This window comes from Anoxybacteroides tepidamans, from assembly GCF_014201465.1.
Classification (GTDB): Bacteria; Bacillota; Bacilli; order Bacillales; family Anoxybacillaceae; genus Anoxybacteroides; species Anoxybacteroides tepidamans.
The window spans coordinates 14,447-37,600 of record NZ_JACHEP010000021.1 but is presented as its reverse complement, the minus strand read 5'-3'; the positions used below and the strand labels follow the sequence as shown (position 1 = coordinate 37,600).

Annotated in this window: 29 protein-coding genes; all 29 read left to right on the top strand. The window is 43.1% G+C overall.

Annotated elements, in window-relative coordinates; genetic code table 11:
* Positions 1-160: 160 nt before the first annotated feature.
* The 29 genes from rpoB to secY all read left to right on the top strand — a co-directional run bounded on the left by rpoB (position 161) and on the right by secY (position 23,105).
* Complete coding sequence (gene rpoB, locus HNQ34_RS14010) at positions 161-3,724, top strand: DNA-directed RNA polymerase subunit beta (protein ID WP_183255692.1); 3,564 nt, start codon at positions 161-163, stop codon at positions 3,722-3,724.
* Positions 3,725-3,776: 52 nt separating this feature from the next.
* Positions 3,777-7,379 (top strand): DNA-directed RNA polymerase subunit beta', encoded by a 3,603-nt coding sequence (rpoC, locus tag HNQ34_RS14005; protein ID WP_183255691.1) that lies wholly within the window; start codon positions 3,777-3,779, stop codon positions 7,377-7,379.
* A 130-nt stretch (positions 7,380-7,509) separates the two neighbouring features.
* Positions 7,510-7,758, top strand: a complete 249-nt coding sequence (locus tag HNQ34_RS14000) for a 50S ribosomal protein L7ae-like protein (RefSeq protein WP_183255690.1) — start codon at positions 7,510-7,512, stop codon at positions 7,756-7,758.
* A 102-nt stretch (positions 7,759-7,860) separates the two neighbouring features.
* Positions 7,861-8,283: a 30S ribosomal protein S12 gene (rpsL, locus tag HNQ34_RS13995; protein ID WP_044744068.1), complete on the top strand. Its 423-nt coding sequence runs from the start codon at positions 7,861-7,863 to the stop codon at positions 8,281-8,283.
* Positions 8,284-8,333: 50 nt separating this feature from the next.
* Positions 8,334-8,804: a 30S ribosomal protein S7 gene (rpsG, locus tag HNQ34_RS13990; RefSeq protein ID WP_183255689.1), complete on the top strand. Its 471-nt coding sequence runs from the start codon at positions 8,334-8,336 to the stop codon at positions 8,802-8,804.
* A gap of 150 nt (positions 8,805-8,954) precedes the next feature.
* Entirely contained in the window at positions 8,955-11,033 is a 2,079-nt protein-coding gene (fusA, locus tag HNQ34_RS13985) for an elongation factor G (RefSeq protein ID WP_183255687.1), read from the top strand.
* A gap of 129 nt (positions 11,034-11,162) precedes the next feature.
* On the top strand, positions 11,163-12,350 hold the full coding sequence (tuf, locus tag HNQ34_RS13980) for an elongation factor Tu (RefSeq protein ID WP_183255684.1): 1,188 nt from the start codon (positions 11,163-11,165) through the stop codon (positions 12,348-12,350).
* A 283-nt stretch (positions 12,351-12,633) separates the two neighbouring features.
* The gene (rpsJ, locus tag HNQ34_RS13975; RefSeq protein WP_003247558.1) at positions 12,634-12,942 is read left to right on the top strand and encodes a 30S ribosomal protein S10; all 309 of its coding nucleotides are present in this window, start codon (positions 12,634-12,636) and stop codon (positions 12,940-12,942) included.
* Between the two features lie 32 nt (positions 12,943-12,974).
* Positions 12,975-13,610: a 50S ribosomal protein L3 gene (gene rplC, locus HNQ34_RS13970; protein ID WP_183255682.1), complete on the top strand. Its 636-nt coding sequence runs from the start codon at positions 12,975-12,977 to the stop codon at positions 13,608-13,610.
* Between the two features lie 27 nt (positions 13,611-13,637).
* On the top strand, positions 13,638-14,261 hold the full coding sequence (gene rplD, locus HNQ34_RS13965) for a 50S ribosomal protein L4 (RefSeq protein ID WP_183255680.1): 624 nt from the start codon (positions 13,638-13,640) through the stop codon (positions 14,259-14,261).
* On the top strand, positions 14,261-14,548 hold the full coding sequence (gene rplW / locus HNQ34_RS13960) for a 50S ribosomal protein L23 (RefSeq protein ID WP_183255678.1): 288 nt from the start codon (positions 14,261-14,263) through the stop codon (positions 14,546-14,548). Before rplD ends, rplW begins: the two co-directional genes overlap by 1 nt.
* 27 nt (positions 14,549-14,575) lie before the next feature.
* Positions 14,576-15,406, top strand: a complete 831-nt coding sequence (rplB, locus tag HNQ34_RS13955; protein ID WP_183255676.1) for a 50S ribosomal protein L2 — start codon at positions 14,576-14,578, stop codon at positions 15,404-15,406.
* A 57-nt stretch (positions 15,407-15,463) separates the two neighbouring features.
* The gene (gene rpsS / locus HNQ34_RS13950; RefSeq protein ID WP_183255675.1) at positions 15,464-15,742 is read left to right on the top strand and encodes a 30S ribosomal protein S19; all 279 of its coding nucleotides are present in this window, start codon (positions 15,464-15,466) and stop codon (positions 15,740-15,742) included.
* A 20-nt stretch (positions 15,743-15,762) separates the two neighbouring features.
* Positions 15,763-16,104 (top strand): 50S ribosomal protein L22, encoded by a 342-nt coding sequence (gene rplV, locus HNQ34_RS13945; RefSeq protein WP_066322065.1) that lies wholly within the window; start codon positions 15,763-15,765, stop codon positions 16,102-16,104.
* A gap of 3 nt (positions 16,105-16,107) precedes the next feature.
* Entirely contained in the window at positions 16,108-16,764 is a 657-nt protein-coding gene (rpsC, locus tag HNQ34_RS13940; protein WP_066322063.1) for a 30S ribosomal protein S3, read from the top strand.
* 2 nt (positions 16,765-16,766) lie between these two features.
* A complete protein-coding gene (rplP, locus tag HNQ34_RS13935) occupies positions 16,767-17,201 on the top strand; it encodes a 50S ribosomal protein L16 (protein ID WP_066322060.1) in 435 nt (144 codons plus the stop codon).
* A complete protein-coding gene (gene rpmC, locus HNQ34_RS13930) occupies positions 17,191-17,391 on the top strand; it encodes a 50S ribosomal protein L29 (RefSeq protein ID WP_066322059.1) in 201 nt (66 codons plus the stop codon). Before rplP ends, rpmC begins: the two co-directional genes overlap by 11 nt.
* A gap of 23 nt (positions 17,392-17,414) precedes the next feature.
* Positions 17,415-17,678 (top strand): 30S ribosomal protein S17, encoded by a 264-nt coding sequence (gene rpsQ / locus HNQ34_RS13925; RefSeq protein ID WP_183255671.1) that lies wholly within the window; start codon positions 17,415-17,417, stop codon positions 17,676-17,678.
* A 47-nt stretch (positions 17,679-17,725) separates the two neighbouring features.
* Positions 17,726-18,094 carry a 50S ribosomal protein L14 gene (gene rplN / locus HNQ34_RS13920; protein WP_027410244.1) on the top strand — a complete coding sequence of 123 codons (369 nt, stop codon included), beginning with the start codon at positions 17,726-17,728 and terminating at the stop codon, positions 18,092-18,094.
* A 37-nt stretch (positions 18,095-18,131) separates the two neighbouring features.
* Positions 18,132-18,443, top strand: coding sequence for a 50S ribosomal protein L24 (gene rplX, locus HNQ34_RS13915; protein ID WP_183255669.1), 312 nt, complete (start codon positions 18,132-18,134; stop codon positions 18,441-18,443).
* A 27-nt stretch (positions 18,444-18,470) separates the two neighbouring features.
* The gene (rplE, locus tag HNQ34_RS13910; protein ID WP_183255667.1) at positions 18,471-19,010 is read left to right on the top strand and encodes a 50S ribosomal protein L5; all 540 of its coding nucleotides are present in this window, start codon (positions 18,471-18,473) and stop codon (positions 19,008-19,010) included.
* A 34-nt stretch (positions 19,011-19,044) separates the two neighbouring features.
* Positions 19,045-19,230, top strand: a complete 186-nt coding sequence (rpsN, locus tag HNQ34_RS13905; RefSeq protein ID WP_003397678.1) for a 30S ribosomal protein S14 — start codon at positions 19,045-19,047, stop codon at positions 19,228-19,230.
* A 33-nt stretch (positions 19,231-19,263) separates the two neighbouring features.
* Positions 19,264-19,662 (top strand): 30S ribosomal protein S8, encoded by a 399-nt coding sequence (gene rpsH / locus HNQ34_RS13900; protein WP_183255665.1) that lies wholly within the window; start codon positions 19,264-19,266, stop codon positions 19,660-19,662.
* Between the two features lie 30 nt (positions 19,663-19,692).
* A complete protein-coding gene (gene rplF / locus HNQ34_RS13895) occupies positions 19,693-20,232 on the top strand; it encodes a 50S ribosomal protein L6 (protein WP_183255663.1) in 540 nt (179 codons plus the stop codon).
* Positions 20,233-20,264: 32 nt separating this feature from the next.
* A complete protein-coding gene (rplR, locus tag HNQ34_RS13890) occupies positions 20,265-20,627 on the top strand; it encodes a 50S ribosomal protein L18 (protein ID WP_183255661.1) in 363 nt (120 codons plus the stop codon).
* A gap of 19 nt (positions 20,628-20,646) precedes the next feature.
* Entirely contained in the window at positions 20,647-21,147 is a 501-nt protein-coding gene (gene rpsE / locus HNQ34_RS13885) for a 30S ribosomal protein S5 (protein WP_003397684.1), read from the top strand.
* A gap of 13 nt (positions 21,148-21,160) precedes the next feature.
* Positions 21,161-21,349, top strand: coding sequence for a 50S ribosomal protein L30 (gene rpmD / locus HNQ34_RS13880; protein WP_183255659.1), 189 nt, complete (start codon positions 21,161-21,163; stop codon positions 21,347-21,349).
* Positions 21,350-21,372: 23 nt separating this feature from the next.
* Complete coding sequence (gene rplO, locus HNQ34_RS13875) at positions 21,373-21,813, top strand: 50S ribosomal protein L15 (protein WP_183255657.1); 441 nt, start codon at positions 21,373-21,375, stop codon at positions 21,811-21,813.
* Positions 21,813-23,105 carry a preprotein translocase subunit SecY gene (secY, locus tag HNQ34_RS13870; protein ID WP_183255655.1) on the top strand — a complete coding sequence of 431 codons (1,293 nt, stop codon included), beginning with the start codon at positions 21,813-21,815 and terminating at the stop codon, positions 23,103-23,105. Before rplO ends, secY begins: the two co-directional genes overlap by 1 nt.
* Positions 23,106-23,154: the final 49 nt, after the last annotated feature.

Below are 23,154 nucleotides of genomic sequence, written 5' to 3'. Positions count from 1 at the left end.
TTTAATGGGAAAGATTATAAAATCTATAAATAGGTGAAAATGTGGTTTTCTTATTATAGAAACCATTTTTCTTTTGTCTAATAGTAAGGCAAAAATTGTCTTCCTTCAAAGGAAGATTGCCTTCTATTTCATCAATGTTTGAATTTGAGGGGTGAATCAGTTGACAGGTCAACTAGTTCAATATGGACGACACCGCCAACGAAGAAGTTACGCGCGTATTAGTGAAGTGCTAGAGTTACCAAACCTTATCGAAATTCAGACTTCCTCTTATCAATGGTTTCTTGACGAGGGTCTGAGAGAAATGTTCAAAGAAATTTCCCCGATTGAAGATTTTTCCGGAAATCTCTCTCTTGAATTTATCGATTATAGTTTAGGGGAGCCGAAATATTCGGTGGAAGAATCAAAAGAACGCGATGTGACATATGCAGCACCACTTCGTGTGAAAGTGCGCCTGATCAATAAAGAAACAGGCGAGGTTAAAGAACAAGATGTTTTCATGGGGGATTTTCCTCTCATGACAGAAACAGGAACGTTCATCATCAACGGTGCAGAGCGTGTCATTGTTTCTCAGCTTGTACGCTCTCCAAGTGTATATTATAGCGGAAAAGTAGACAAAAACGGTAAGCGTGGTTTTTCTGCGACCGTTATTCCGAACCGTGGTGCATGGTTAGAGTACGAAACAGACGCGAAAGATGTTGTATATGTTCGTATTGATCGTACTCGCAAATTGCCTGTAACGGTGCTTTTGCGCGCTCTCGGATTCGGGTCTGATCAAGAGATTATCGATTTAATTGGTGAGAATGAATATCTTCGCAATACGCTTGAAAAAGACAATACAGAAAGCACGGAAAAAGCGTTACTTGAAATTTACGAACGCTTACGTCCAGGCGAACCGCCAACAGTAGAAAACGCAAAAAACTTGCTCATTTCTCGTTTCTTTGATCCGAAGCGCTATGACTTAGCAAGTGTAGGGCGTTATAAAATTAATAAAAAGCTTCATATCAAAAATAGACTTTTCAACCAACGCCTTGCAGAAACGCTCGTACACCCTGAAACCGGTGAAATTATTGCTGAAAAAGGAACAGTGATTGATCGTCGAACACTAGATCGAATTTTGCCTTATTTAGAAAAAGGCATCGGGTTCCGTACGTATAAACCGTCTGGCGGCGTGGTAGATGAAGAGTTTACATTGCAGTCCATTAAAATTTACTCGCCGAATGATCCGGATGGCGAGCAAATCATTCATGTCATTGGCAACGGACACATTGCCGAAGGCGTTAAACATATTACACCTAGCGATATCATTGCATCAATCAGCTACTTTTTTAACCTTCTTCACGGAGTGGGGGATACGGATGATATCGACCATTTAGGAAACCGGCGTCTTCGTTCGGTTGGGGAATTGTTGCAAAACCAATTCCGAATCGGTTTATCTCGCATGGAACGTGTAGTTCGTGAACGCATGTCGATTCAGGACACAAACACGATTACGCCGCAGCAACTCATTAATATTCGCCCGGTAATTGCCGCTATTAAAGAATTTTTTGGTAGCTCACAACTTTCACAATTTATGGACCAAACGAATCCGCTTGCGGAATTGACGCATAAACGCCGTCTTTCTGCATTAGGGCCAGGCGGTTTGACTCGTGAGCGTGCTGGATTTGAAGTGCGTGACGTTCACTACTCTCACTATGGCCGCATGTGTCCGATTGAAACGCCAGAGGGTCCGAACATCGGTTTAATTAACTCGCTGTCTACGTATGCGAAAGTGAATAAATTCGGATTTATTGAAACGCCGTACCGTCGTGTCGATCCTGAAACAGGAAAGGTTACGAACCGCATTGACTACTTAACAGCGGACGAAGAAGACAATTACGTTGTTGCACAAGCAAACGCAAGAATCGCTGAAGACGGTACATTCTTAGATGAAGATATTGTGGCGCGCTTCCGCGGGGAGAACATTGTGGTAAAACGTGATCGCGTTGACTACATGGATGTATCGCCAAAACAAGTTGTATCGGCAGCGACTGCGTGCATTCCGTTCTTAGAAAATGACGACTCGAACCGCGCGTTAATGGGAGCGAACATGCAGCGCCAAGCCGTTCCGTTATTGCAGCCAGAAGCGCCGATTGTCGGAACTGGAATGGAATATGTATCGGCGAAAGACTCTGGAGCAGCAGTCATTTGCAAGCATCGCGGAATTGTCGAGCGGGTGGAAGCGAAAGAAATTTGGGTTCGCCGTTTAGTTGAAGTCGATGGCAAAGAAGTAAAAGGCGATCTTGATAAATACCGCCTTCTCAAATTCGTTCGTTCCAACCAAGGAACATGTTACAACCAACGCCCGATTGTGAAAAAAGGCGATATCGTGGAAAAAGGTGAAATTCTTGCGGACGGTCCTTCCATGGAAAAAGGTGAACTTGCGCTCGGTCGCAACGTGCTTGTTGCCTTCATGACATGGGACGGCTACAACTACGAAGATGCCATTATTATGAGCGAGCGTCTTGTCAAAGACGATGTTTACACATCGATTCATATTGAGGAGTATGAATCCGAGTCGCGCGACACAAAACTTGGACCAGAAGAAATTACACGTGATATCCCGAATGTTGGAGAAGATGCGCTGCGTAATTTAGACGAACGAGGAATTGTCCGAATTGGTGCAGAGGTGAAAGACGGAGATTTACTTGTTGGTAAAGTAACGCCAAAGGGAGTAACGGAGCTAACAGCGGAAGAGCGTCTATTGCATGCGATCTTTGGCGAAAAAGCTCGTGAAGTGCGGGATACGTCGCTTCGTGTACCACACGGTGGCGGCGGAATCGTGTTGGACGTTAAAGTGTTTAACCGTGAAGACGGCGACGAACTTCCTCCGGGTGTGAATCAGCTTGTGCGTGTATACATCGTGCAAAAGCGGAAAATTTCCGAAGGCGATAAAATGGCTGGTCGTCACGGCAACAAGGGGGTTATCTCAAGAATCCTTCCCGAAGAAGATATGCCGTTCTTACCGGATGGTACGCCGATTGATATTATGTTAAACCCATTAGGCGTTCCGTCGCGGATGAACATCGGACAGGTGCTTGAACTTCATCTTGGAATGGCAGCGAAAAAACTCGGTCTTCACGTCGCTTCTCCGGTATTTGACGGCGCTCGCGAAGAAGATGTATGGGCGATCTTAGAAGAAGCGGGAATGGCTCGTGATGCCAAAACGGTTCTTTATGACGGACGAACAGGTGAACCGTTTGATAATCGTGTATCGGTCGGGATTATGTACATGATCAAACTAGCGCACATGGTTGACGATAAACTTCATGCTCGTTCGACAGGCCCATATTCGCTTGTGACGCAACAACCGCTTGGTGGTAAAGCGCAGTTTGGCGGTCAGCGTTTCGGTGAGATGGAAGTATGGGCGCTTGAAGCATATGGCGCGGCATATACGTTGCAGGAAATTTTGACTGTCAAATCAGACGATGTCGTCGGTCGCGTTAAAACATACGAAGCGATCGTCAAAGGCGAAAATGTTCCAGAACCTGGCGTTCCGGAATCATTTAAAGTATTGATTAAAGAACTGCAAAGCTTAGGGATGGATGTAACAATCCTTTCTAGTGACGAGAAAGAAATCAATATGGAAAACTTCGATGAAGATGATGATGTTCAGCCAGCAGAGGCGATTACAGTTGGGATCGACTCTGAAAAAGAGGAAGAAAAAGACGCCGTAACAAAGGAATAAACCGATAAGGCAATAAGGGTAAAACCTGGAGATTGAGAGGGAGGTAGGCCCCTTGCTAGATGTAAATAATTTTGAGTATATGAAAATTGGTCTCGCTTCGCCAGAAAAAATCCGCTCTTGGTCGTACGGCGAAGTCAAAAAACCAGAAACGATTAACTATCGCACATTAAAGCCAGAAAAAGATGGATTGTTTTGTGAGCGCATTTTCGGTCCAACAAAAGACTGGGAATGCCATTGTGGAAAATATAAGCGCGTACGTTATAAAGGTGTAGTTTGTGACCGCTGCGGTGTGGAAGTCACACGCGCGAAAGTTCGTCGTGAACGCATGGGTCATATTGAACTAGCTGCCCCTGTTTCACATATTTGGTATTTTAAAGGGATTCCAAGCCGCATGGGACTTGTCTTAGACATGTCCCCGCGCGCTTTGGAAGAAGTGATTTATTTTGCTTCGTATGTCGTAACAGATCCAGGGGATACACCACTTGAGAAAAAGCAGCTTCTTTCAGAAAAAGAGTATCGAGCCTATCGTGAAAAATACGGAAACTCATTCCAAGCATCGATGGGTGCAGAAGCAATAAAAAAACTTTTACAAGATATCGACCTTGAAAAAGAAGTCGAAACGCTAAAAGAAGAATTAAAAACAGCTCAAGGACAACGGCGCGCTCGGGCGATTAAACGTTTGGAAGTGTTGGAGGCGTTTCGTAATTCCGGAAATGATCCAGCATGGATGGTATTGGACGTACTTCCGGTCATTCCGCCTGAGTTGCGCCCGATGGTTCAGTTAGATGGTGGTCGTTTTGCAACATCGGATTTAAATGATCTATATCGCCGTGTTATTAACCGTAACAATCGCCTAAAGCGTTTATTAGATCTTGGAGCACCAAATATTATCGTGCAAAACGAGAAACGGATGCTTCAGGAAGCGGTCGATGCATTAATTGATAACGGTCGTCGCGGCCGTCCGGTAACAGGTCCAGGAAACCGTCCGTTAAAATCGTTATCGCATATGTTAAAAGGTAAGCAAGGCCGTTTCCGTCAAAACTTGCTTGGTAAGCGTGTTGACTACTCAGGTCGTTCGGTCATTGTCGTTGGTCCTAATTTAAAAATGTATCAATGCGGTTTACCGAAGGAAATGGCATTAGAACTTTTCAAGCCTTTTGTGATGAAAGAGCTTGTTGAACGAGGATTAGCGCATAACATTAAAAGCGCGAAACGGAAAATTGAGCGCGTGCATCCGGAAGTATGGGATGTATTAGAATCGGTGATTAAAGAACATCCGGTGCTTTTAAACCGTGCACCGACATTGCACCGACTCGGAATTCAAGCGTTCGAACCGACGCTTGTCGAAGGTCGTGCGATTCGTTTGCATCCGCTCGTATGTACAGCGTATAACGCGGATTTCGACGGTGACCAAATGGCGGTACACGTTCCGTTATCAGCCGAAGCACAGGCGGAAGCTCGTTTACTTATGCTTGCGGCACAAAACATTCTCAACCCGAAAGACGGGAAACCGGTTGTTACTCCTTCACAAGACATGGTATTAGGCAACTACTATTTGACGATGGAACGTAAAGGAGCGATCGGCGAGGGAATGGTTTTCAAAGATACGGATGAAGCATTGCTTGCTTATCATAGCGGTTATGTGCACTTACACACTCGCATTGCGATCCATGCCGGTTCGTTGAAAAACGAGACATTCACAGAAGAGCAAAATAACAAGCTGTTACTTACAACAGTCGGTAAACTCATTTTCAATGAAATTTTACCGAAATCATTCCCGTATATTAATGAGCCGACGCAGGAAAATATCGAAGAAAGAACGCCGGACAAATATTTCCTTGATAAAGGTGTCAACGTTAAAGAGGAAATTCGCAAGCGTGAGCTTGTTCCGCCGTTCAAAAAGAAAGTTCTCGGTAATATCATCGCAGAAGTGTTTAAGCGTTTCAAAATTACAGAAACGTCGAAAATGCTTGACCGCATGAAAGACCTTGGCTTTAAGTATTCAACAAAAGCTGGTATCACGATCGGTGTTGCCGATATCGTCGTCTTGCCGGAAAAACAAGAAATTTTACAAGAAGCGCAAACGAAAGTCGATACGGTATTAAAGCAGTTTAGACGCGGTTTAATTACCGATGAAGAGCGTTATGAGCGCGTTATCTCGATTTGGAGCGCGGCGAAAGACAAAATTCAAAGCAAGTTAATGGAGTCTTTAGATAAGCGCAACCCGATCTTTATGATGAGCGACTCCGGTGCTCGCGGTAACGCTTCGAACTTTACGCAGCTTGCCGGTATGCGCGGTTTGATGGCGAACCCAGCCGGACGCATTATTGAGTTGCCGATCAAATCGTCGTTCCGTGAAGGATTAACGGTATTGGAGTACTTCATTTCGACGCACGGTGCGCGTAAAGGGCTAGCAGATACAGCGTTGAAAACGGCAGACTCTGGATACTTAACGCGCCGTCTTGTCGATGTTGCGCAAGACGTGATCGTCCGCGAAGACGACTGCGGTACAGACCGTGGCATGCTTGTCAGAGCATTGACGGATGGAACAGAAGTCATTGTGAAACTAGAAGAGCGTTTAGTCGGCCGTTATGCAAGAAAAACGGTGAAACATCCGGAGACAGGCGAAATTATTGTTAGAGAAAATGAAATGATTACCGAAGATATCGCCAATGCGATTATTAAAGCAGGCATTGACAAAGTGTGGATTCGTTCAGCATTTACATGCAATACGCGCCATGGTGTATGCAAAAAATGTTATGGCCGCAATCTTGCGACCGGCGCTGAAGTCGAAGTGGGCGAAGCGGTCGGAATTATCGCTGCGCAGTCGATTGGTGAACCGGGTACGCAGTTAACGATGCGTACGTTCCACACAGGCGGGGTAGCTGGAGACGATATCACACAAGGTTTACCGCGTGTTCAAGAATTGTTTGAAGCGCGCAATCCGAAAGGTCAAGCGGTCATCTCTGAAATTGACGGGGTAGTCATTTCGGTTAATGAAACGCGCGACCGTCAACAAGAAATCGTCGTGAAAGGCGAAGTAGAAACTCGCACATATACCGCTCCGTATAATGCGAGACTGAAAGTTCAAGAAGGTCAGCATGTCGAGCGCGGACAAGAATTAACAGAAGGTTCGATCGATCCGAAAGAACTTCTCAAAGTAAAAGACATTACAGCGGTACAAGAATATTTATTGCGTGAAGTCCAAAAAGTATATCGGATGCAAGGGGTAGAAATTAGCGACAAGCACATTGAAGTAATGGTTCGCCAAATGCTTCGCAAAGTTCGTGTCATCGATGCGGGAGATACAGATGTGCTTCCAGGTACATTGCTTGATATCCATCAATTTACGGATGCGAACACCAAAGTATTGCTTGAAGGAAAACGCCCAGCAACAGCTCGGCCAGTGCTTCTCGGCATTACGAAAGCGTCGCTGGAAACCGATTCGTTTTTATCCGCTGCTTCGTTCCAAGAAACGACGCGCGTCTTGACTGATGCAGCGATTAAAGGAAAACGCGACGAGTTGCTTGGCTTAAAAGAAAATGTCATTATCGGTAAACTCGTTCCTGCTGGAACAGGAATGGCACGCTACCGAAAAATCAAACCGGTTGTCAAAAAACAGTCGGATGAGCAAGTAACAACATCAAATAAATAACGAACGGAGTTACCGGCAAGGGAAACCTTGCCGGTAACAAATTCGTTAAATAAGAGTTGACAACGTCATAAGAACATGTTAATGTAATAAAGGTGTTCCAAAAACCTGGTACTTTGGAGGATATTTTAAGATGTCTTATGAAAAAGTATTACAGGCGCAACAATTTGTAGTGGGAACAAAGCAAACAGTGCGAGCTCTAAAAGAAGGGAACGTACAGGAAGTGATTGTTGCTGAAGATGCTGATCCGGCGATTATTGATAAAATCGTGACAGCAGCAAAAGAAGCGAATATTCCTGTTGTGAAAGTAGATTCCATGAAAAAGCTTGGGAAAGTGTGTAAAATTCAAGTAGGAGCAGCGGCTGTTGCGATCATTCGTTAAAACTGTTTTTGTGGGTTTACTACAAAAACTTTGTTTTTGCATAAATTATGAACCACCTGGATGTGTGGGCTTGAATTTACGTGTGAAGGGAGGAAATTTATCATGCCTACAATTAATCAGTTAGTACGCAAAGGCCGTACGAAAAAAGTGGTGAAATCTAAATCCCCTGCGTTAAATAAAGGGTACAACAGCTTCAAAAAAGTACAAACAAACGTTGCGTCTCCGCAAAAACGCGGTGTATGTACACGTGTAGGTACAATGACACCGAAGAAGCCAAACTCAGCGCTTCGTAAATACGCTCGTGTACGCTTGTCAAACGGTATCGAGGTAACAGCATACATTCCTGGTATCGGTCATAACTTACAAGAGCACAGCGTTGTATTGATTCGCGGCGGACGTGTAAAAGACTTACCAGGGGTACGTTATCATATCGTTCGCGGTGCGTTAGATACTGCTGGTGTAGCGAACCGTATGCAAGGTCGTTCTAAGTACGGTGCGAAGAAACCAAAAGCAGCGAAAAAATAATCGATTGTGGAAGAAAAATTAGGATTTTTTTCTTGAAGGGAGGAAAAACTATGCCACGTAAAGGTCCGGTTCCAAAAAGAGATGTGCTACCAGATCCGATTTACAATTCTAAATTAGTGACACGCCTTATCAACAAAATTATGATTGATGGCAAAAAAGGAAAAGCGCAAAAAATTCTTTACACAGCGTTTGATATTATCCGTGAACGTACTGGCAAAGATCCGATGGAAGTGTTTGAGCAAGCATTAAAGAATGTGATGCCTGTTCTTGAAGTACGCGCTCGCCGTGTAGGTGGTGCGAACTACCAAGTTCCGGTGGAAGTGCGTCCAGATCGTCGTACAACGCTAGGTCTTCGCTGGTTAGTCAACTACGCTCGTCTTCGTGGAGAAAAAACGATGGAAGAGCGCTTGGCGAATGAAATTTTAGATGCAGCAAACAACACAGGTGCAGCAGTGAAAAAACGCGAAGATACGCATAAAATGGCAGAAGCAAACAAAGCGTTTGCACACTATCGTTGGTAATTATCTCACAATTATGTTATCCATTATTGCATAATTAGGAAATAGGTGAAGACGATCGGGTGACCTCGTTCATATACTCACCTATATTCCTATATTTGCAACATTTTATCAAACACGATACTTACCTTAAAGGAAGGAGAAAAAACCAAGATGGCAAGAGAGTTCTCCTTAGAAAACACTCGCAATATTGGTATCATGGCTCATATCGACGCCGGTAAAACAACGACAACTGAGCGCATCCTTTTCTATACAGGGCGCGTCCATAAAATTGGTGAAGTTCATGAAGGCGCTGCTACTATGGACTGGATGGAGCAAGAGCAAGAACGTGGGATTACGATCACGTCTGCGGCGACAACAGCGCAATGGAAAGGTCACCGCATTAACATCATCGATACACCAGGACACGTAGATTTCACGGTGGAAGTTGAACGTTCTTTACGCGTTTTAGACGGTGCGGTAGCAGTACTTGATGCGCAATCTGGGGTAGAGCCACAAACAGAAACGGTATGGCGTCAAGCAACGACATACGGTGTTCCGCGTATCGTATTCGTGAACAAAATGGACAAGATTGGCGCGGATTTCTTATACTCTGTAAAAACGCTTCATGATCGTTTACAAGCGAATGCGCATCCAGTTCAATTGCCGATTGGTGCGGAAGATCAGTTCTCTGGCATTATTGACCTTGTTGAGATGTGCGCATACCACTATCACGATGAGTTGGGAAAAAACATTGAGCGCATCGAAATTCCTGAAGATTATCGCGATATGGCAGAAGAATATCGCAGCAAATTAATCGAGGCAGTAGCAGAGCTTGATGAAGAATTAATGATGAAGTATTTAGAAGGAGAAGAAATTACGACAGAAGAGCTAAAAGCGGCTATCCGTAAAGCGACTGTTTCGGTTGAATTCTTTCCTGTATTCTGCGGCTCTGCGTTCAAAAACAAAGGCGTTCAATTAATGCTTGATGGTGTTGTTAATTACTTACCTTCTCCAGTGGACATCCCGCCGATTAAAGGGGTTGTTCCAGATACAGAAGAAGAAACGGTTCGTGAATCTCGTGATGATGCGCCATTTGCAGCACTGGCGTTCAAAATTATGACAGACCCTTACGTTGGTAAATTGACGTTCTTCCGCGTATATTCCGGTACGTTAGATTCTGGTTCGTACGTGTTGAACTCAACAAAACGTAAACGTGAACGGATCGGTCGTATCCTACAAATGCATGCAAACCACCGCGAAGAAATTTCAAAAGTATACGCAGGTGACATTGCTGCAGCAGTAGGTTTAAAAGATACAACAACTGGCGATACGTTGTGTGATGAAAAAGACCCTGTTATTTTAGAGTCTATGCAATTCCCAGAGCCAGTTATTTCGGTTGCAATCGAGCCAAAATCAAAAGCTGACCAAGATAAAATGAGTACAGCGCTACAAAAGCTTCAAGAAGAAGATCCAACATTCCGTGCATATACGGATCAAGAAACGGGCCAAACGATTATTTCCGGTATGGGTGAGCTTCACCTTGATATCATTGTTGACCGTATGCGCCGCGAATTTAAAGTTGAAGCAAACGTTGGCGCTCCACAAGTAGCATACCGCGAGACATTCCGTAAGTCTGCGCAAGTAGAAGGTAAATTTGTGCGTCAGTCTGGTGGCCGCGGTCAATACGGTCACGTTTGGATCGAATTCTCACCAAATGAAGAAGGAAAAGGATTCGAATTTGAAAACGCGATCGTTGGTGGGGTCGTTCCAAAAGAATATATCCCAGCAATTCAAGCAGGCCTTGAAGACGCAATGCAAAATGGGGTTCTTGCTGGATATCCAGTTGTCGATATTAAAGCAAAACTATTCGATGGTTCTTACCACGATGTTGACTCGAGTGAAATGGCGTTCAAAATTGCTGCATCCCTTGCATTGAAAAATGCAGCAGCAAAATGTGCTCCTGTATTACTTGAGCCAATTATGAAAGTAGAAGTGGTCATCCCTGAAGAATATCTTGGGGATATTATGGGTGACATCACTTCTCGGCGCGGACGTGTAGAAGGTATGGAAGCTCGTGGCAACGCACAAGTTGTTCGTGCAATGGTTCCGCTATCTGAAATGTTCGGATATGCAACTTCTTTACGTTCTAACACTCAAGGTCGTGGAACATTCTCGATGGTATTCGACCACTATGAAGAAGTTCCGAAGAATATTGCTGATGAAATCATCAAAAAAAATAAAGGTGAATAATTGATTTTCTAGCATTGTTCAAGTATAAATACTTATGTAAGACTTGGGAGTAAATACATAACAGATTTACTCCTAGGCATCCTATAACTTATAAAACTTTAAATTTTTACATTAAGGAGGATATTTCTAATGGCTAAAGCGAAATTTGAACGCTCTAAACCACACGTTAACATTGGTACAATCGGCCACGTTGACCACGGTAAAACAACTTTAACAGCTGCAATTACAACAGTTCTTGCAAAACAAGGTAAAGCAGAAGCTCGTGCTTACGATCAAATCGACGCTGCTCCAGAAGAGCGTGAACGTGGTATCACAATCTCAACTGCACACGTTGAATATGAAACAGACGCTCGTCACTATGCACACGTTGACTGCCCAGGTCACGCAGACTACGTGAAAAACATGATCACAGGTGCTGCACAAATGGACGGCGCGATCCTTGTAGTATCTGCTGCTGATGGTCCAATGCCACAAACTCGTGAGCACATCCTTCTATCTCGTCAAGTAGGTGTACCATACATCGTAGTATTCTTAAACAAATGCGATATGGTAGACGACGAAGAATTATTAGAGCTTGTTGAAATGGAAGTACGTGACTTATTATCTGAATACGACTTCCCTGGAGATGAAATTCCAGTTATCAAAGGTTCTGCATTAAAAGCTCTTGAAGGCGATGCTGAGTGGGAAGCAAAAATCATCGAGCTTATGAACGCAGTTGATGAGTACATCCCAACTCCGCAACGTGAAACTGACAAACCATTCATGATGCCAGTTGAGGACGTATTCTCGATCACTGGCCGTGGTACAGTTGCAACTGGTCGTGTTGAACGTGGTACATTAAAAGTTGGTGACGCTGTAGAAATCATTGGTCTTTCTGAAGAACCAAAATCTACGACAGTTACTGGTGTAGAAATGTTCCGTAAACTTCTTGACCAAGCAGAAGCTGGTGACAACATCGGTGCGCTTCTTCGCGGTGTATCTCGCGACGAAGTACAACGTGGTCAAGTACTTGCAAAACCAGGTACAATTACACCACACACAAAATTTAAAGCAGAAGTTTACGTATTATCGAAAGAAGAAGGTGGACGTCACACTCCATTCTTCTCTAACTATCGTCCACAATTCTACTTCCGTACAACGGACGTAACAGGTATCATCACTCTTCCTGAAGGCGTAGAGATGGTTATGCCTGGTGACAACATCGAAATGACAGTAGAATTAATTGCGCCAATCGCGATCGAAGAAGGTACAAAATTCTCCATTCGTGAAGGCGGCCGTACAGTAGGCGCTGGCGTTGTATCTTCTATCATTGAGTAATCGAATCAAAAGCAGGTTTGTCTCAGGGCAAACCTGTTTTTTTCTGCTTTTTCAAGATCGGTTGAAGGCAGACATATAGATGAATAATGGAAGTGTACAAACAACCTTATACAAGATTTTACTTGCAATTTAGCGTCGATCTCTGTATAATGTTTAATGTTGGTCTTTGACTGCGATGAAGTGGAAGGTTGCTGACACACCCGGCCGCTTTGCCATGGCGAGTGTGAGGAAATTTCCACGGAGAATGTCTATTTGCAAAATAGGCGAAGAAGGAGGGAAAATAATGGCAAAAGAAAAAATTCGTATTCGTTTAAAAGCTTACGATCATCGAATCCTCGATCAATCTGCTGAAAAAATCGTAGAAACAGCAAAACGTTCCGGTGCAAAAGTATCTGGGCCGATCCCATTGCCAACAGAAAGAACTGTTTATACGATTTTACGCGCTGTTCACAAGTACAAAGATTCTCGTGAACAATTTGAAATGCGTACACATAAACGTTTGATCGATATCGTAAACCCAACTCCACAAACGGTCGATTCGTTAATGCGTCTTGATTTACCGTCTGGTGTCGATATTGAAATCAAGCTTTAATTGTAAAAATGAAATTATAGGAGGTGTGACGAATGACCAAAGGAATCTTAGGTAGAAAAATCGGGATGACGCAAGTATTCGCGGAAAACGGTGACTTAATTCCTGTAACGGTAATTGAAGCGACTCCAAACGTTGTTCTTCAAAAGAAAACGGTTGAAAACGACGGTTATGAAGCGATTCAATTAGGTTTTGAAGATAAACGGGAAAAATTGGCGAACAAACCGGAAAAAGGACATGTAGCGAAAGCGAATACTGCGCCTAAGCGCTTCATTCGTGAAATCCGCGGTGCAAACGTTGCGGAATATGAAGTTGGTCAGGAAGTCAAAGTAGATATTTTCGCTGAAGGCGAGATTGTAGATGTAACAGGAATTTCAAAAGGTAAAGGATTCCAAGGTGCGATCAAGCGCCATGGCCAATCTCGTGGACCAATGGCTCACGGTTCTCGTTATCATCGCCGCCCTGGTTCAATGGGTCCTATTGCGCCAAACCGTGTATTCAAATCTAAAGAATTGCCAGGTCGCATGGGCGGAGAACGCGTAACAGTGCAAAACTTAAAAATCGTAAAAGTAGATGCAGAACGCAACTTACTTCTTATTAAAGGAAACGTACCAGGTCCGAATAAAGGACTTGTTGTCATTAAAAGTGCGGTTAAGGCGAAAGTGAAATAACTTTCTTAAGAAAGGAGGAATTATCCAATGCCAAAAGTAGCATTGTATAACCAAAACGGAGCAACTGTTGGAGAAATCGAATTAAGTGATTCCGTATTTGGTATTGAGCCAAACAAACATGTGTTATTTGAAGCAGTGATTATGCAACGTGCTTCTTTACGTCAAGGGACGCATAAAACAAAAAATCGCGCTGAAGTAAGCGGCGGTGGCCGCAAACCATGGCGTCAAAAAGGTACTGGACGCGCTCGCCAAGGTTCGATTCGCTCTCCACAATGGCGCGGTGGTGGTACGGTGTTTGGTCCGGTTCCACGCAGCTACAGCTATAAATTACCGAAAAAAGTTCGTCGTTTAGCAATTAAATCTGCTTTATCTTCAAAAGTTCTTGAAAACAACATCGTTGTATTAGACAACTTAGCGCTTGAAGCGCCAAAAACGAAAGAAATGGTGAAAATTTTAAGCAACCTTTCTGTTGATCGCAAAGCTTTAATCGTGACAGCAGATATTAACGAAAACATTATGTTGTCTGCACGCAACATTCCAGGAGTAACGGTTGTTACGGCAAATGGAATTAACGTTCTTGATGTTTTAAACCACGATAAGCTTGTTATTACAAAAGCTGCTGTGGAAAAAGTAGAGGAGGTGCTTGCGTAATGAAAGATCCTCGCGATATTATTAAGCGCCCCGTTATCACTGAAAACTCAATGAGTTTAGTGGCACAAAAAAAATACACATTTGAAGTTGATGTGAAAGCGAACAAAACGGAAGTAAAAGACGCTATTGAAGCGATCTTTGGTGTAAAAGTTGAAAAAGTTAACATCATGAACTATAAAGGCAAATTTAAGCGTGTCGGCCGTTACAGCGGACTTACAAACCGCCGTCGCAAAGCGATTGTTACGTTAACGCCAGACAGCAAAGAGATCGAACTATTTGAAGTATAAGTTTAAAAGCGAAGGAGGGAAACCGACATGGCGATTAAAAAATATAAACCAACGTCAAATGGTCGCCGTGGCATGACAGTTCTTGATTTCTCAGAAATCACAACTGACAAGCCAGAGAAATCATTACTTGCGCCTTTAAAGAAAAAAGGTGGTCGTAACAACCAAGGTAAATTGACGGTTCGTCATCAAGGTGGCGGTCATAAACGCCAATATCGGATCATCGATTTCAAACGCGACAAAGATGGCATTCCAGGACGCGTTGCTACAATCGAATATGATCCAAACCGTTCAGCAAATATCGCATTAATCCATTATGTAGATGGTGAGAAGCGTTACATTATCGCTCCAAAAAACTTAGAAGTAGGTATGGAAATCATGTCTGGTCCAGATGCGGACATTAAAGTAGGTAACGCATTGCCACTTGCAAACATTCCTGTTGGTACATTAGTACACAACATTGAATTAAAACCAGGTAAAGGCGGACAGCTTGTTCGTTCTGCTGGTACGTCTGCGCAAGTGCTTGGTAAAGAAGGTAAGTATGTACTTGTTCGTTTAGCTTCTGGTGAAGTCCGCATGATTTTAGGAACTTGCCGTGCAACGGTTGGTCAAGTTGGTAACGAACAACATGAACTTGTCAACATCGGGAAAGCAGGACGCGCTCGCTGGTTAGGCATTCGTCCAACGGTTCGCGGTTCTGTTATGAACCCTGTTGATCACCCGCATGGTGGTGGTGAAGGTAAAGCGCCAATCGGACGTAAGTCACCAATGACTCCATGGGGTAAACCAACTCTTGGATTCAAAACGCGCAAAAAGAAAAACAAATCGGATAAATTTATTGTACGTCGTCGTAAAAAATAACGGGGTTGAACTACGGTTCTTAAGAACCGTAGAACAATCACGAAGGGAGGTTTATTTATGGGTCGCAGCTTAAAAAAAGGTCCTTTCTGTGATGATCATTTAATGAAAAAAATTGAAAAATTAAATGAGGCAGGGCAAAAACAAGTAATTAAAACTTGGTCTCGTCGTTCAACCATTTTCCCTCAATTCATCGGTCATACGATTGCCGTGTACGATGGACGCAAACATGTGCCTGTGTACATTACAGAGGACATGGTAGGACATAAGCTCGGTGAATTTGCGCCAACACGTACGTTCAAAGGCCATGCTGGCGATGATAAGAAAACAAAACGTTAATATGAGAGGAGGCATCATTTATGCAAGCTAAAGCTGTTGCGAGAACAGTTCGTATTGCTCCTCGTAAAGCACGTTTAGTGATTGATTTAATTCGAGGTAAGCAAGTAGGTGAAGCAGTAGCGATTCTTCGTCACACTCCGAAAGCTGCTTCTCCAATCATCGAGAAAGTACTAAAATCTGCAGTAGCCAATGCAGAACACAACTACGATATGGATGTTAACAACCTAGTGATCACAGAAGCATATGTTGATGAAGGTCCAACATTAAAACGTTTCCGTCCTCGTGCGATGGGCCGTGCAAGTGCGATTAACAAACGTACGAGTCATATTACGATCGTTGTTTCAGAAAAGAAGGAGGGATAATCAGTGGGTCAAAAGGTGAATCCAGTCGGTCTTCGCATCGGTATTATCCGTGATTGGGAATCAAGATGGTATGCGGAAAAAGATTACGCAGACCTTTTGCATGAAGACCTTAAAGTACGTGAGTACATTACGAAACGTTTAAGTGATGCAGCTGTTTCTCGTGTTGAAATTGAACGTGCAGCAAACCGCGTGAACATCACTATTCACACAGCTAAGCCTGGTATGGTTATCGGTAAAGGCGGCACAGAAGTAGAAGCGCTTCGCAAAGCTCTTAGCCAATTAACAGGCAAACGCGTTCACATTAATATTTTAGAAATTAAAAAGCCAGATTTAGATGCGAAATTAGTGGCAGAAAATATTGCTCGCCAAATCGAAAATCGCGTATCGTTCCGTCGCGCACAAAAACAAGCGATTCAACGCACAATGCGCGCTGGTGCAAAAGGAATTAAAACAATGGTATCTGGTCGCTTAGGCGGTGCAGATATTGCCCGTTCTGAACATTATAGTGAAGGAACAGTTCCACTCCACACTCTTCGCGCTGACATCGATTATGCAACAGCAGAAGCGGATACAACATATGGAAAAATCGGTGTGAAAGTATGGATTTATCGTGGAGAGGTCCTTCCGACGAAAAAGAAAACTGAGGAAGGAGGAAATTAATCATGTTAATGCCAAAACGCGTAAAATTCCGTCGTGAACATCGTGGACGCATGAAAGGCCGCGCAAAAGGCGGTACAGAAGTACATTTTGGTGAATACGGATTACAAGCATTAGAATCTGCTTGGATTACAAACCGTCAAATCGAGGCTGCTCGTCGTGCGATGACTCGTTATATGAGACGTGGCGGTAAAGTTTGGATCAAAATTTTCCCTTCAAAACCTTATACAGCAAAACCGCTAGAAGTGCGCATGGGTTCTGGTAAAGGTGCTCCTGAAGGTTGGGTAGCTGTTGTAAAACCTGGTAAAGTAATGTTTGAAATTGCGGGTGTTTCTGAAGAAGTGGCACGTGAAGCATTGCGTCTTGCTTCTCATAAACTTCCAATTAAATGTAAGTTTGTAAAACGTGAAGAAATTGGTGGTGAATCTAATGAAAGCTAAAGAAATCCGTGACCTTACCACTGCCGAGATTGAACAAAAAATTAAATCATTAAAAGAAGAGTTGTTTAACCTTCGCTTCCAATTAGCGACAGGTCAATTAGAAAATACAGCTCGCATTCGTGAAGTACGCAAAGCTATCGCTCGCATGAAAACAATTATTCGCGAAAGAGAGATCGCTGCTAATAAATAAATGCTTGAGAGGAGGTTCGCGAAATGAGTGAACGCAATCAACGCAAAGTATACGTTGGCCGTGTTGTGTCTGACAAAATGGACAAAACGATTACGGTTCTTGTCGAAACTTATAAAAAGCACCCGCTTTATGGAAAGCGTGTAAAATACTCTAAAAAATATAAAGCACATGACGAAAACAACGTAGCAAAAGTTGGTGACATCGTAAAAATTATGGAAACTCGTCCGCTTTCTGCGACAAAACGTTTCCGTCTTGTAGAAGTGGTAGAAAAAGCCGTTATTGTTTAATGATCATGTTCGGATCGGTGATATAATTCCGAAGGGAGGTTTCGTAAATGATTCAACAAGAAACTCGTATGAAAGTTGCTGATAACTCTGGTGCGCGTGAAGTGCTTGTCATTAAAGTGTTAGGTGGTTCAGGTCGTCGCTATGCGAACATCGGTGATGTTGTAGTCGCGACAGTTAAAGACGCAACACCAGGTGGCGTTGTTAAAAAAGGTCAGGTCGTAAAAGCAGTCGTTGTCCGCACAAAGCGCGGTGTGCGCCGTACAGATGGCTCTTACATTCGCTTTGACGAGAACGCATGCGTCATCATCCGTGACGATAAGAGTCCACGCGGAACTCGTATTTTTGGACCTGTTGCGCGTGAATTGCGTGAAAAAGACTTTATGAAAATCGTTTCTTTAGCTCCAGAAGTAATTTAATGAAAAGGGAAAGCCTTTCAAGGAGGTGCGAACTACGATGCATGTAAAAAAAGGTGATAAAGTACAAGTAATCTCTGGGAAAGACAAAGGGAAACAAGGTGTTGTTCTTGCGGCATTCCCTAAGAAAAACCGAGTGCTTGTAGAGGGTGTAAACATCGTTAAAAAACACGCAAAACCATCTCAAGCGAATCCTCAAGGCGGTATTATTAGCAAAGAGGCACCAATTCACGTTTCGAACGTAATGCCTTTAGATCCTAAAACTGGAACTCCAACTCGCGTAGGATATAAAGTAGTAGATGGTAAAAAAGTACGTTACGCGAAAAAATCTGGTGAAATTTTAGATAAATAATCGTGATGTGAGAAAGGAGGTACTTACATGAACCGCCTAAAAGAAAAATATGCAAAAGAAGTTACGCCTGCTCTTATGAGCAAGTTTAACTATAAATCTGTTATGCAAGTTCCAAAAATTGAAAAAATCGTCATCAACATGGGTGTTGGTGATGCGGTTCAAAACGCAAAAGCATTAGACAGCGCTGTTGAAGAACTAGCGTTAATCTCTGGTCAAAAACCAGTTGTGACTCGTGCGAAAAAATCAATCGCTGGCTTCCGTCTTCGTGAAGGTATGCCAATCGGAGCAAAAGTAACATTACGTGGAGAGCGTATGTACGAGTTTTTAGATAAATTAATTTCTGTATCTCTTCCACGTGTTCGTGACTTCCGTGGCGTATCAAAAAAATCATTTGATGGTCGTGGTAACTATACGTTAGGGATTAAAGAACAATTAATTTTTCCTGAAATTGACTATGATAAAGTGAACAAAGTTCGCGGTATGGATATCGTCATCGTGACAACAGCGAAGACAGATGAAGAAGCTCGCGAGTTACTAACGTTACTTGGTATGCCGTTTCAAAAATAATGAATCCCATTCGTAAAAAGAGGGAGGCGAAAACGTGGCTAAGAAATCAATGATCGCGAAACAAAAACGCACGCCAAAGTTTAAAGTGCAAGCATACACTCGTTGTGAACGTTGCGGACGTCCACATTCTGTGTATCGCAAATTTAAACTTTGCCGCATTTGTTTCCGTGAATTAGCATATAAAGGTCAAATTCCTGGTGTGAAAAAAGCAAGCTGGTAATTAACCCGTGAATTGGGAAGGAGGTAAAACATAATGGTGATGACAGATCCAATTGCAGATATGCTTACTCGCATTCGTAATGCGAATATGGTACGTCACGAGAAACTAGAAGTTCCGGCTTCTAAAATGAAGAGAGAAATCGCAGAAATTTTAAAACGTGAAGGTTTCATTCGTGATGTCGAGTACATTGAAGATAACAAACAAGGTATCCTCCGTATTTTCTTGAAATACGGTCCAAATAATGAGCGCGTTATTACTGGTCTTAAACGCATTAGCAAGCCTGGTTTGCGCGTTTATGCGAAAGCTCATGAAGTACCTCGCGTATTGAACGGTTTAGGTATTGCGATCCTTTCTACGTCTCAAGGGATTTTAACGGACAAAGAAGCACGTCAAAAAGGAACTGGCGGCGAAGTGTTAGCATACATTTGGTAATTAGTTTTTTGAAGAATGGAGGTGTCAAGTATGTCACGTGTCGGTAAAAAACCAATTGAAATTCCGGCTGGTGTAACAGTAACAATCGATGGTAGCACAGTTACAGTAAAAGGACCGAAAGGCGAATTGACTCGCACTTTCCATCCTGATATGACAATTACGTTAGCAGATAACGTTTTAACGGTTACTCGTCCAAGCGACGAAAAAGAACATCGTACTCTTCATGGGACAACTCGCAGTTTACTTGCAAACATGGTGGAGGGAGTTTCAAAAGGATACGAGAAAGCCCTTGAATTAGTAGGGGTCGGTTACCGTGCTTCGAAACAAGGCAAAAAGCTTGTCCTTAGCGTCGGTTACTCTCATCCAGTTGAAATCGAACCGGAAGAAGGACTTGAGATCGAAGTTCCTTCACAAACAAAAATCGTTGTAAAAGGTGCGGATAAACAACGCGTTGGTGAATTAGCAGCAAATATTCGTGCGGTACGTGCGCCAGAACCATATAAAGGAAAAGGGATTCGTTACGAAGGTGAAGTTGTACGCCGCAAAGAAGGTAAAACAGGTAAAAAATAATGCTGCTTAGGTAAATGAAAGGAGTGACGGAAATGATCACTAAGCTTGATAAAAATGCAGTTCGTAAAAAAAGACATGCCCGTGTGCGCCGAAAAGTATTTGGAACTGCTGAACGTCCACGCTTAAATGTGTTCCGCTCAAACAAACACATTTATGCGCAAATTATCGATGATGTAAAAGCAGTAACGATTGTTAGTGCTTCGACATTAGATAAAGAGTTTAACTTAGAATCAACAGGAAACATAGAAGCAGCTCAAAAAGTGGGCGAATTAGTTGCAAAACGCGCGCTCGAAAAAGGAATTAAAAGCGTCGTGTTTGACCGCGGCGGATATTTATATCATGGACGTGTAAAAGCACTCGCTGACGCTGCTCGTGAAGCTGGTTTAGAATTCTAATTATAAAGGAGGGACAGAGATGCGTCGCATTGATCCAAATAAACTTGAACTTGAAGAACGCGTTGTTGCCGTTAACCGCGTAGCAAAGGTAGTAAAAGGTGGACGTCGATTCCGTTTCGCTGCTTTAGTTGTTGTTGGTGATAAGAACGGTCATGTCGGATTTGGAACAGGAAAAGCTCAAGAAGTTCCAGATGCGATTCGCAAAGCGATTGAAGACGCTAAGAAAAATTTAATTACTGTACCGATCGTTGGTACAACGATTCCTCACGAAGTAATCGGCCACTTCGGTGCGGGTGAAATCATCTTAAAACCAGCTTCTGAAGGTACAGGGGTTATCGCAGGTGGTCCTGCGCGTGCGGTGCTTGAGTTAGCGGGTATTAGCGATATTTTATCAAAATCGATCGGTTCGAACACACCAATTAACATGGTACGTGCGACAATTGACGGTTTAAAACAATTAAAACGTGCAGAAGACGTAGCAAAATTGCGCGGTAAAACAGTTGAGGAACTGTTAGGATAAGGAGGGAAATACAATGGCGAAAAAATTAGCGATTACCCTCACTCGCAGCGTGATTGGTCGTCCTGAAGATCAACGCGTAACGGTTAAAACGTTAGGATTACGGAAATTGCATCAAACAGTTGTTCATAACGACAATCCGGCGATTCGCGGAATGATTAATAAAGTTGCTCATCTTGTGAAAGTTCAAGAATTAGAACAATAATGAACATAAGGAGGTGCCTCGCGATGAAACTTCATGAATTACAACCAGCACCAGGTTCCCGCAAAGAACGCAACCGTGTGGGTCGTGGTATCGGTTCTGGTAACGGTAAAACGTCTGGTAGAGGTCATAAAGGTCAGAACGCTCGTTCAGGTGGCGGTGTAAGAATCGGTTTTGAAGGCGGTCAAACTCCATTGTTCCGTCGTCTTCCAAAACGCGGTTTCACAAACATTCATCGTAAAGAATATGCGATCGTCAACCTTGACGCGTTAAACCGTTTTGAAGACGGTACAGAAGTAACACCTGAACTTTTACTAGAAACAGGTGTAGTCAGCAAGTTAAAAGCTGGCGTGAAAATTTTAGGTAACGGCCAAATCGAGAAAAAATTAACAGTAAAAGCACATAAATTCTCCTCTGCTGCAAAAGAAGCGATTGAAGCTGCTGGCGGTAAAACTGAGGTGATTTAATGTTTCGAACAATCTCCAATTTTATGCGCGTGGGTGATATAAGAAAGAAAATCCTGTTTACCCTCCTTATGCTCATTGTGTTTCGGATTGGAACGTTTATTCCTGTTCCAAGCGTGAACGCAGATGTGCTAAAAATACAAGATCAGCTGAATGTGTTTGGTGTTCTTAACACATTTGGAGGAGGGGCTCTAAAAAACTTCTCCATTTTCGCTATGGGGATTATGCCTTACATTACAGCATCCATCATCGTACAATTGTTACAGATGGATGTTGTTCCTAAATTTACGGAATGGTCCAAACAAGGAGAAGTCGGACGGCGTAAATTAGCTCAGTTTACCCGCTACTTTACAATTGTGCTTGGTTTTATTCAAGCATTCGGGATGTCGTATGGTTTTAATAATTTGACGGGCGGGGTATTAATTAAAAACCCTGGAATACCGACATATTTGCTTATTGCTACTGTATTAACGGCAGGGACGGCATTTTTAATGTGGTTGGGGGAACAAATTACGGCAAAAGGTGTAGGAAACGGAGTTTCCATTATTATTTTTGCTGGTATCGTTTCAGGGATCCCATCGACCCTTAACCAAATTTATGCGCAGCAGTTTGGAGATGCAGGCGATCAATTATTTTTACGAATTGTAACCGTACTTCTTATCGCTTTAGCAGTGATTGCGGTGATTGTTGGAGTCATCTATATCCAACAAGCGTTTCGTAAAATTCCGATTCAATATGCCAAGCGATTAGAGGGCCGCAGTCCGGTAGGCGGTCACTCTACTCATTTGCCATTAAAGGTGAATCCGGCAGGGGTTATTCCTGTTATTTTTGCAGTGTCATTTATTATTGCTCCACCGACAATTGCATCGTTTTTCGGCTCGAATGATGTAACATTGTGGATTAAGAAAACGTTTGATTATACACAACCAGTTGGTATGATTATATATGTGGCACTGATTATTGCCTTTACGTATTTCTATGCCTTTGTTCAAGTGAATCCGGAACAAATGGCGGACAATCTTAAAAAGCAAGGTGGTTACATTCCAGGCATTCGCCCAGGAAGAAACACACAAGAGTATGTAACAAAAGTTCTTTATCGCCTTACGTTTGTCGGGTCAATATTCTTAGCAGTGATCGCTGTTCTTCCTGTCTTTTTTGTCAAGTTTGCTAATTTGCCGGCGTCCGCCCAAATTGGTGGAACGAGTTTGCTGATCGTTGTAGGGGTTGCACTTGAAACGATGAAGCAGCTTGAAAGTCAATTAGTCAAACGGCATTACAAAGGTTTTATTAAGTAGAGAGGTTGGCGGGGAAGCTCATTCCCTCTACCTCATCTAGAGCTGAGGG

Coding starts and splice junctions, on each gene's coding strand:
- HNQ34_RS14000 (WP_183255690.1), top strand. CDS start 7,510: ATGTCTTATGAAAAAGTATTACAGGCGCAACAATTTGTAGTGGGAACA.
- rpsL (WP_044744068.1), top strand. CDS start 7,861: ATGCCTACAATTAATCAGTTAGTACGCAAAGGCCGTACGAAAAAAGTG.
- rpsG (WP_183255689.1), top strand. CDS start 8,334: ATGCCACGTAAAGGTCCGGTTCCAAAAAGAGATGTGCTACCAGATCCG.
- fusA (WP_183255687.1), top strand. CDS start 8,955: ATGGCAAGAGAGTTCTCCTTAGAAAACACTCGCAATATTGGTATCATG.
- tuf (WP_183255684.1), top strand. CDS start 11,163: ATGGCTAAAGCGAAATTTGAACGCTCTAAACCACACGTTAACATTGGT.
- rpsJ (WP_003247558.1), top strand. CDS start 12,634: ATGGCAAAAGAAAAAATTCGTATTCGTTTAAAAGCTTACGATCATCGA.
- rplC (WP_183255682.1), top strand. CDS start 12,975: ATGACCAAAGGAATCTTAGGTAGAAAAATCGGGATGACGCAAGTATTC.
- rplD (WP_183255680.1), top strand. CDS start 13,638: ATGCCAAAAGTAGCATTGTATAACCAAAACGGAGCAACTGTTGGAGAA.
- rplW (WP_183255678.1), top strand. CDS start 14,261: ATGAAAGATCCTCGCGATATTATTAAGCGCCCCGTTATCACTGAAAAC.
- rplB (WP_183255676.1), top strand. CDS start 14,576: ATGGCGATTAAAAAATATAAACCAACGTCAAATGGTCGCCGTGGCATG.
- rpsS (WP_183255675.1), top strand. CDS start 15,464: ATGGGTCGCAGCTTAAAAAAAGGTCCTTTCTGTGATGATCATTTAATG.
- rplV (WP_066322065.1), top strand. CDS start 15,763: ATGCAAGCTAAAGCTGTTGCGAGAACAGTTCGTATTGCTCCTCGTAAA.
- rplP (WP_066322060.1), top strand. CDS start 16,767: ATGTTAATGCCAAAACGCGTAAAATTCCGTCGTGAACATCGTGGACGC.
- rpmC (WP_066322059.1), top strand. CDS start 17,191: ATGAAAGCTAAAGAAATCCGTGACCTTACCACTGCCGAGATTGAACAA.
- rpsQ (WP_183255671.1), top strand. CDS start 17,415: ATGAGTGAACGCAATCAACGCAAAGTATACGTTGGCCGTGTTGTGTCT.
- rplN (WP_027410244.1), top strand. CDS start 17,726: ATGATTCAACAAGAAACTCGTATGAAAGTTGCTGATAACTCTGGTGCG.
- rplX (WP_183255669.1), top strand. CDS start 18,132: ATGCATGTAAAAAAAGGTGATAAAGTACAAGTAATCTCTGGGAAAGAC.
- rplE (WP_183255667.1), top strand. CDS start 18,471: ATGAACCGCCTAAAAGAAAAATATGCAAAAGAAGTTACGCCTGCTCTT.
- rpsH (WP_183255665.1), top strand. CDS start 19,264: ATGGTGATGACAGATCCAATTGCAGATATGCTTACTCGCATTCGTAAT.
- rplF (WP_183255663.1), top strand. CDS start 19,693: ATGTCACGTGTCGGTAAAAAACCAATTGAAATTCCGGCTGGTGTAACA.
- rplR (WP_183255661.1), top strand. CDS start 20,265: ATGATCACTAAGCTTGATAAAAATGCAGTTCGTAAAAAAAGACATGCC.
- rpsE (WP_003397684.1), top strand. CDS start 20,647: ATGCGTCGCATTGATCCAAATAAACTTGAACTTGAAGAACGCGTTGTT.
- rpmD (WP_183255659.1), top strand. CDS start 21,161: ATGGCGAAAAAATTAGCGATTACCCTCACTCGCAGCGTGATTGGTCGT.
- rplO (WP_183255657.1), top strand. CDS start 21,373: ATGAAACTTCATGAATTACAACCAGCACCAGGTTCCCGCAAAGAACGC.
- secY (WP_183255655.1), top strand. CDS start 21,813: ATGTTTCGAACAATCTCCAATTTTATGCGCGTGGGTGATATAAGAAAG.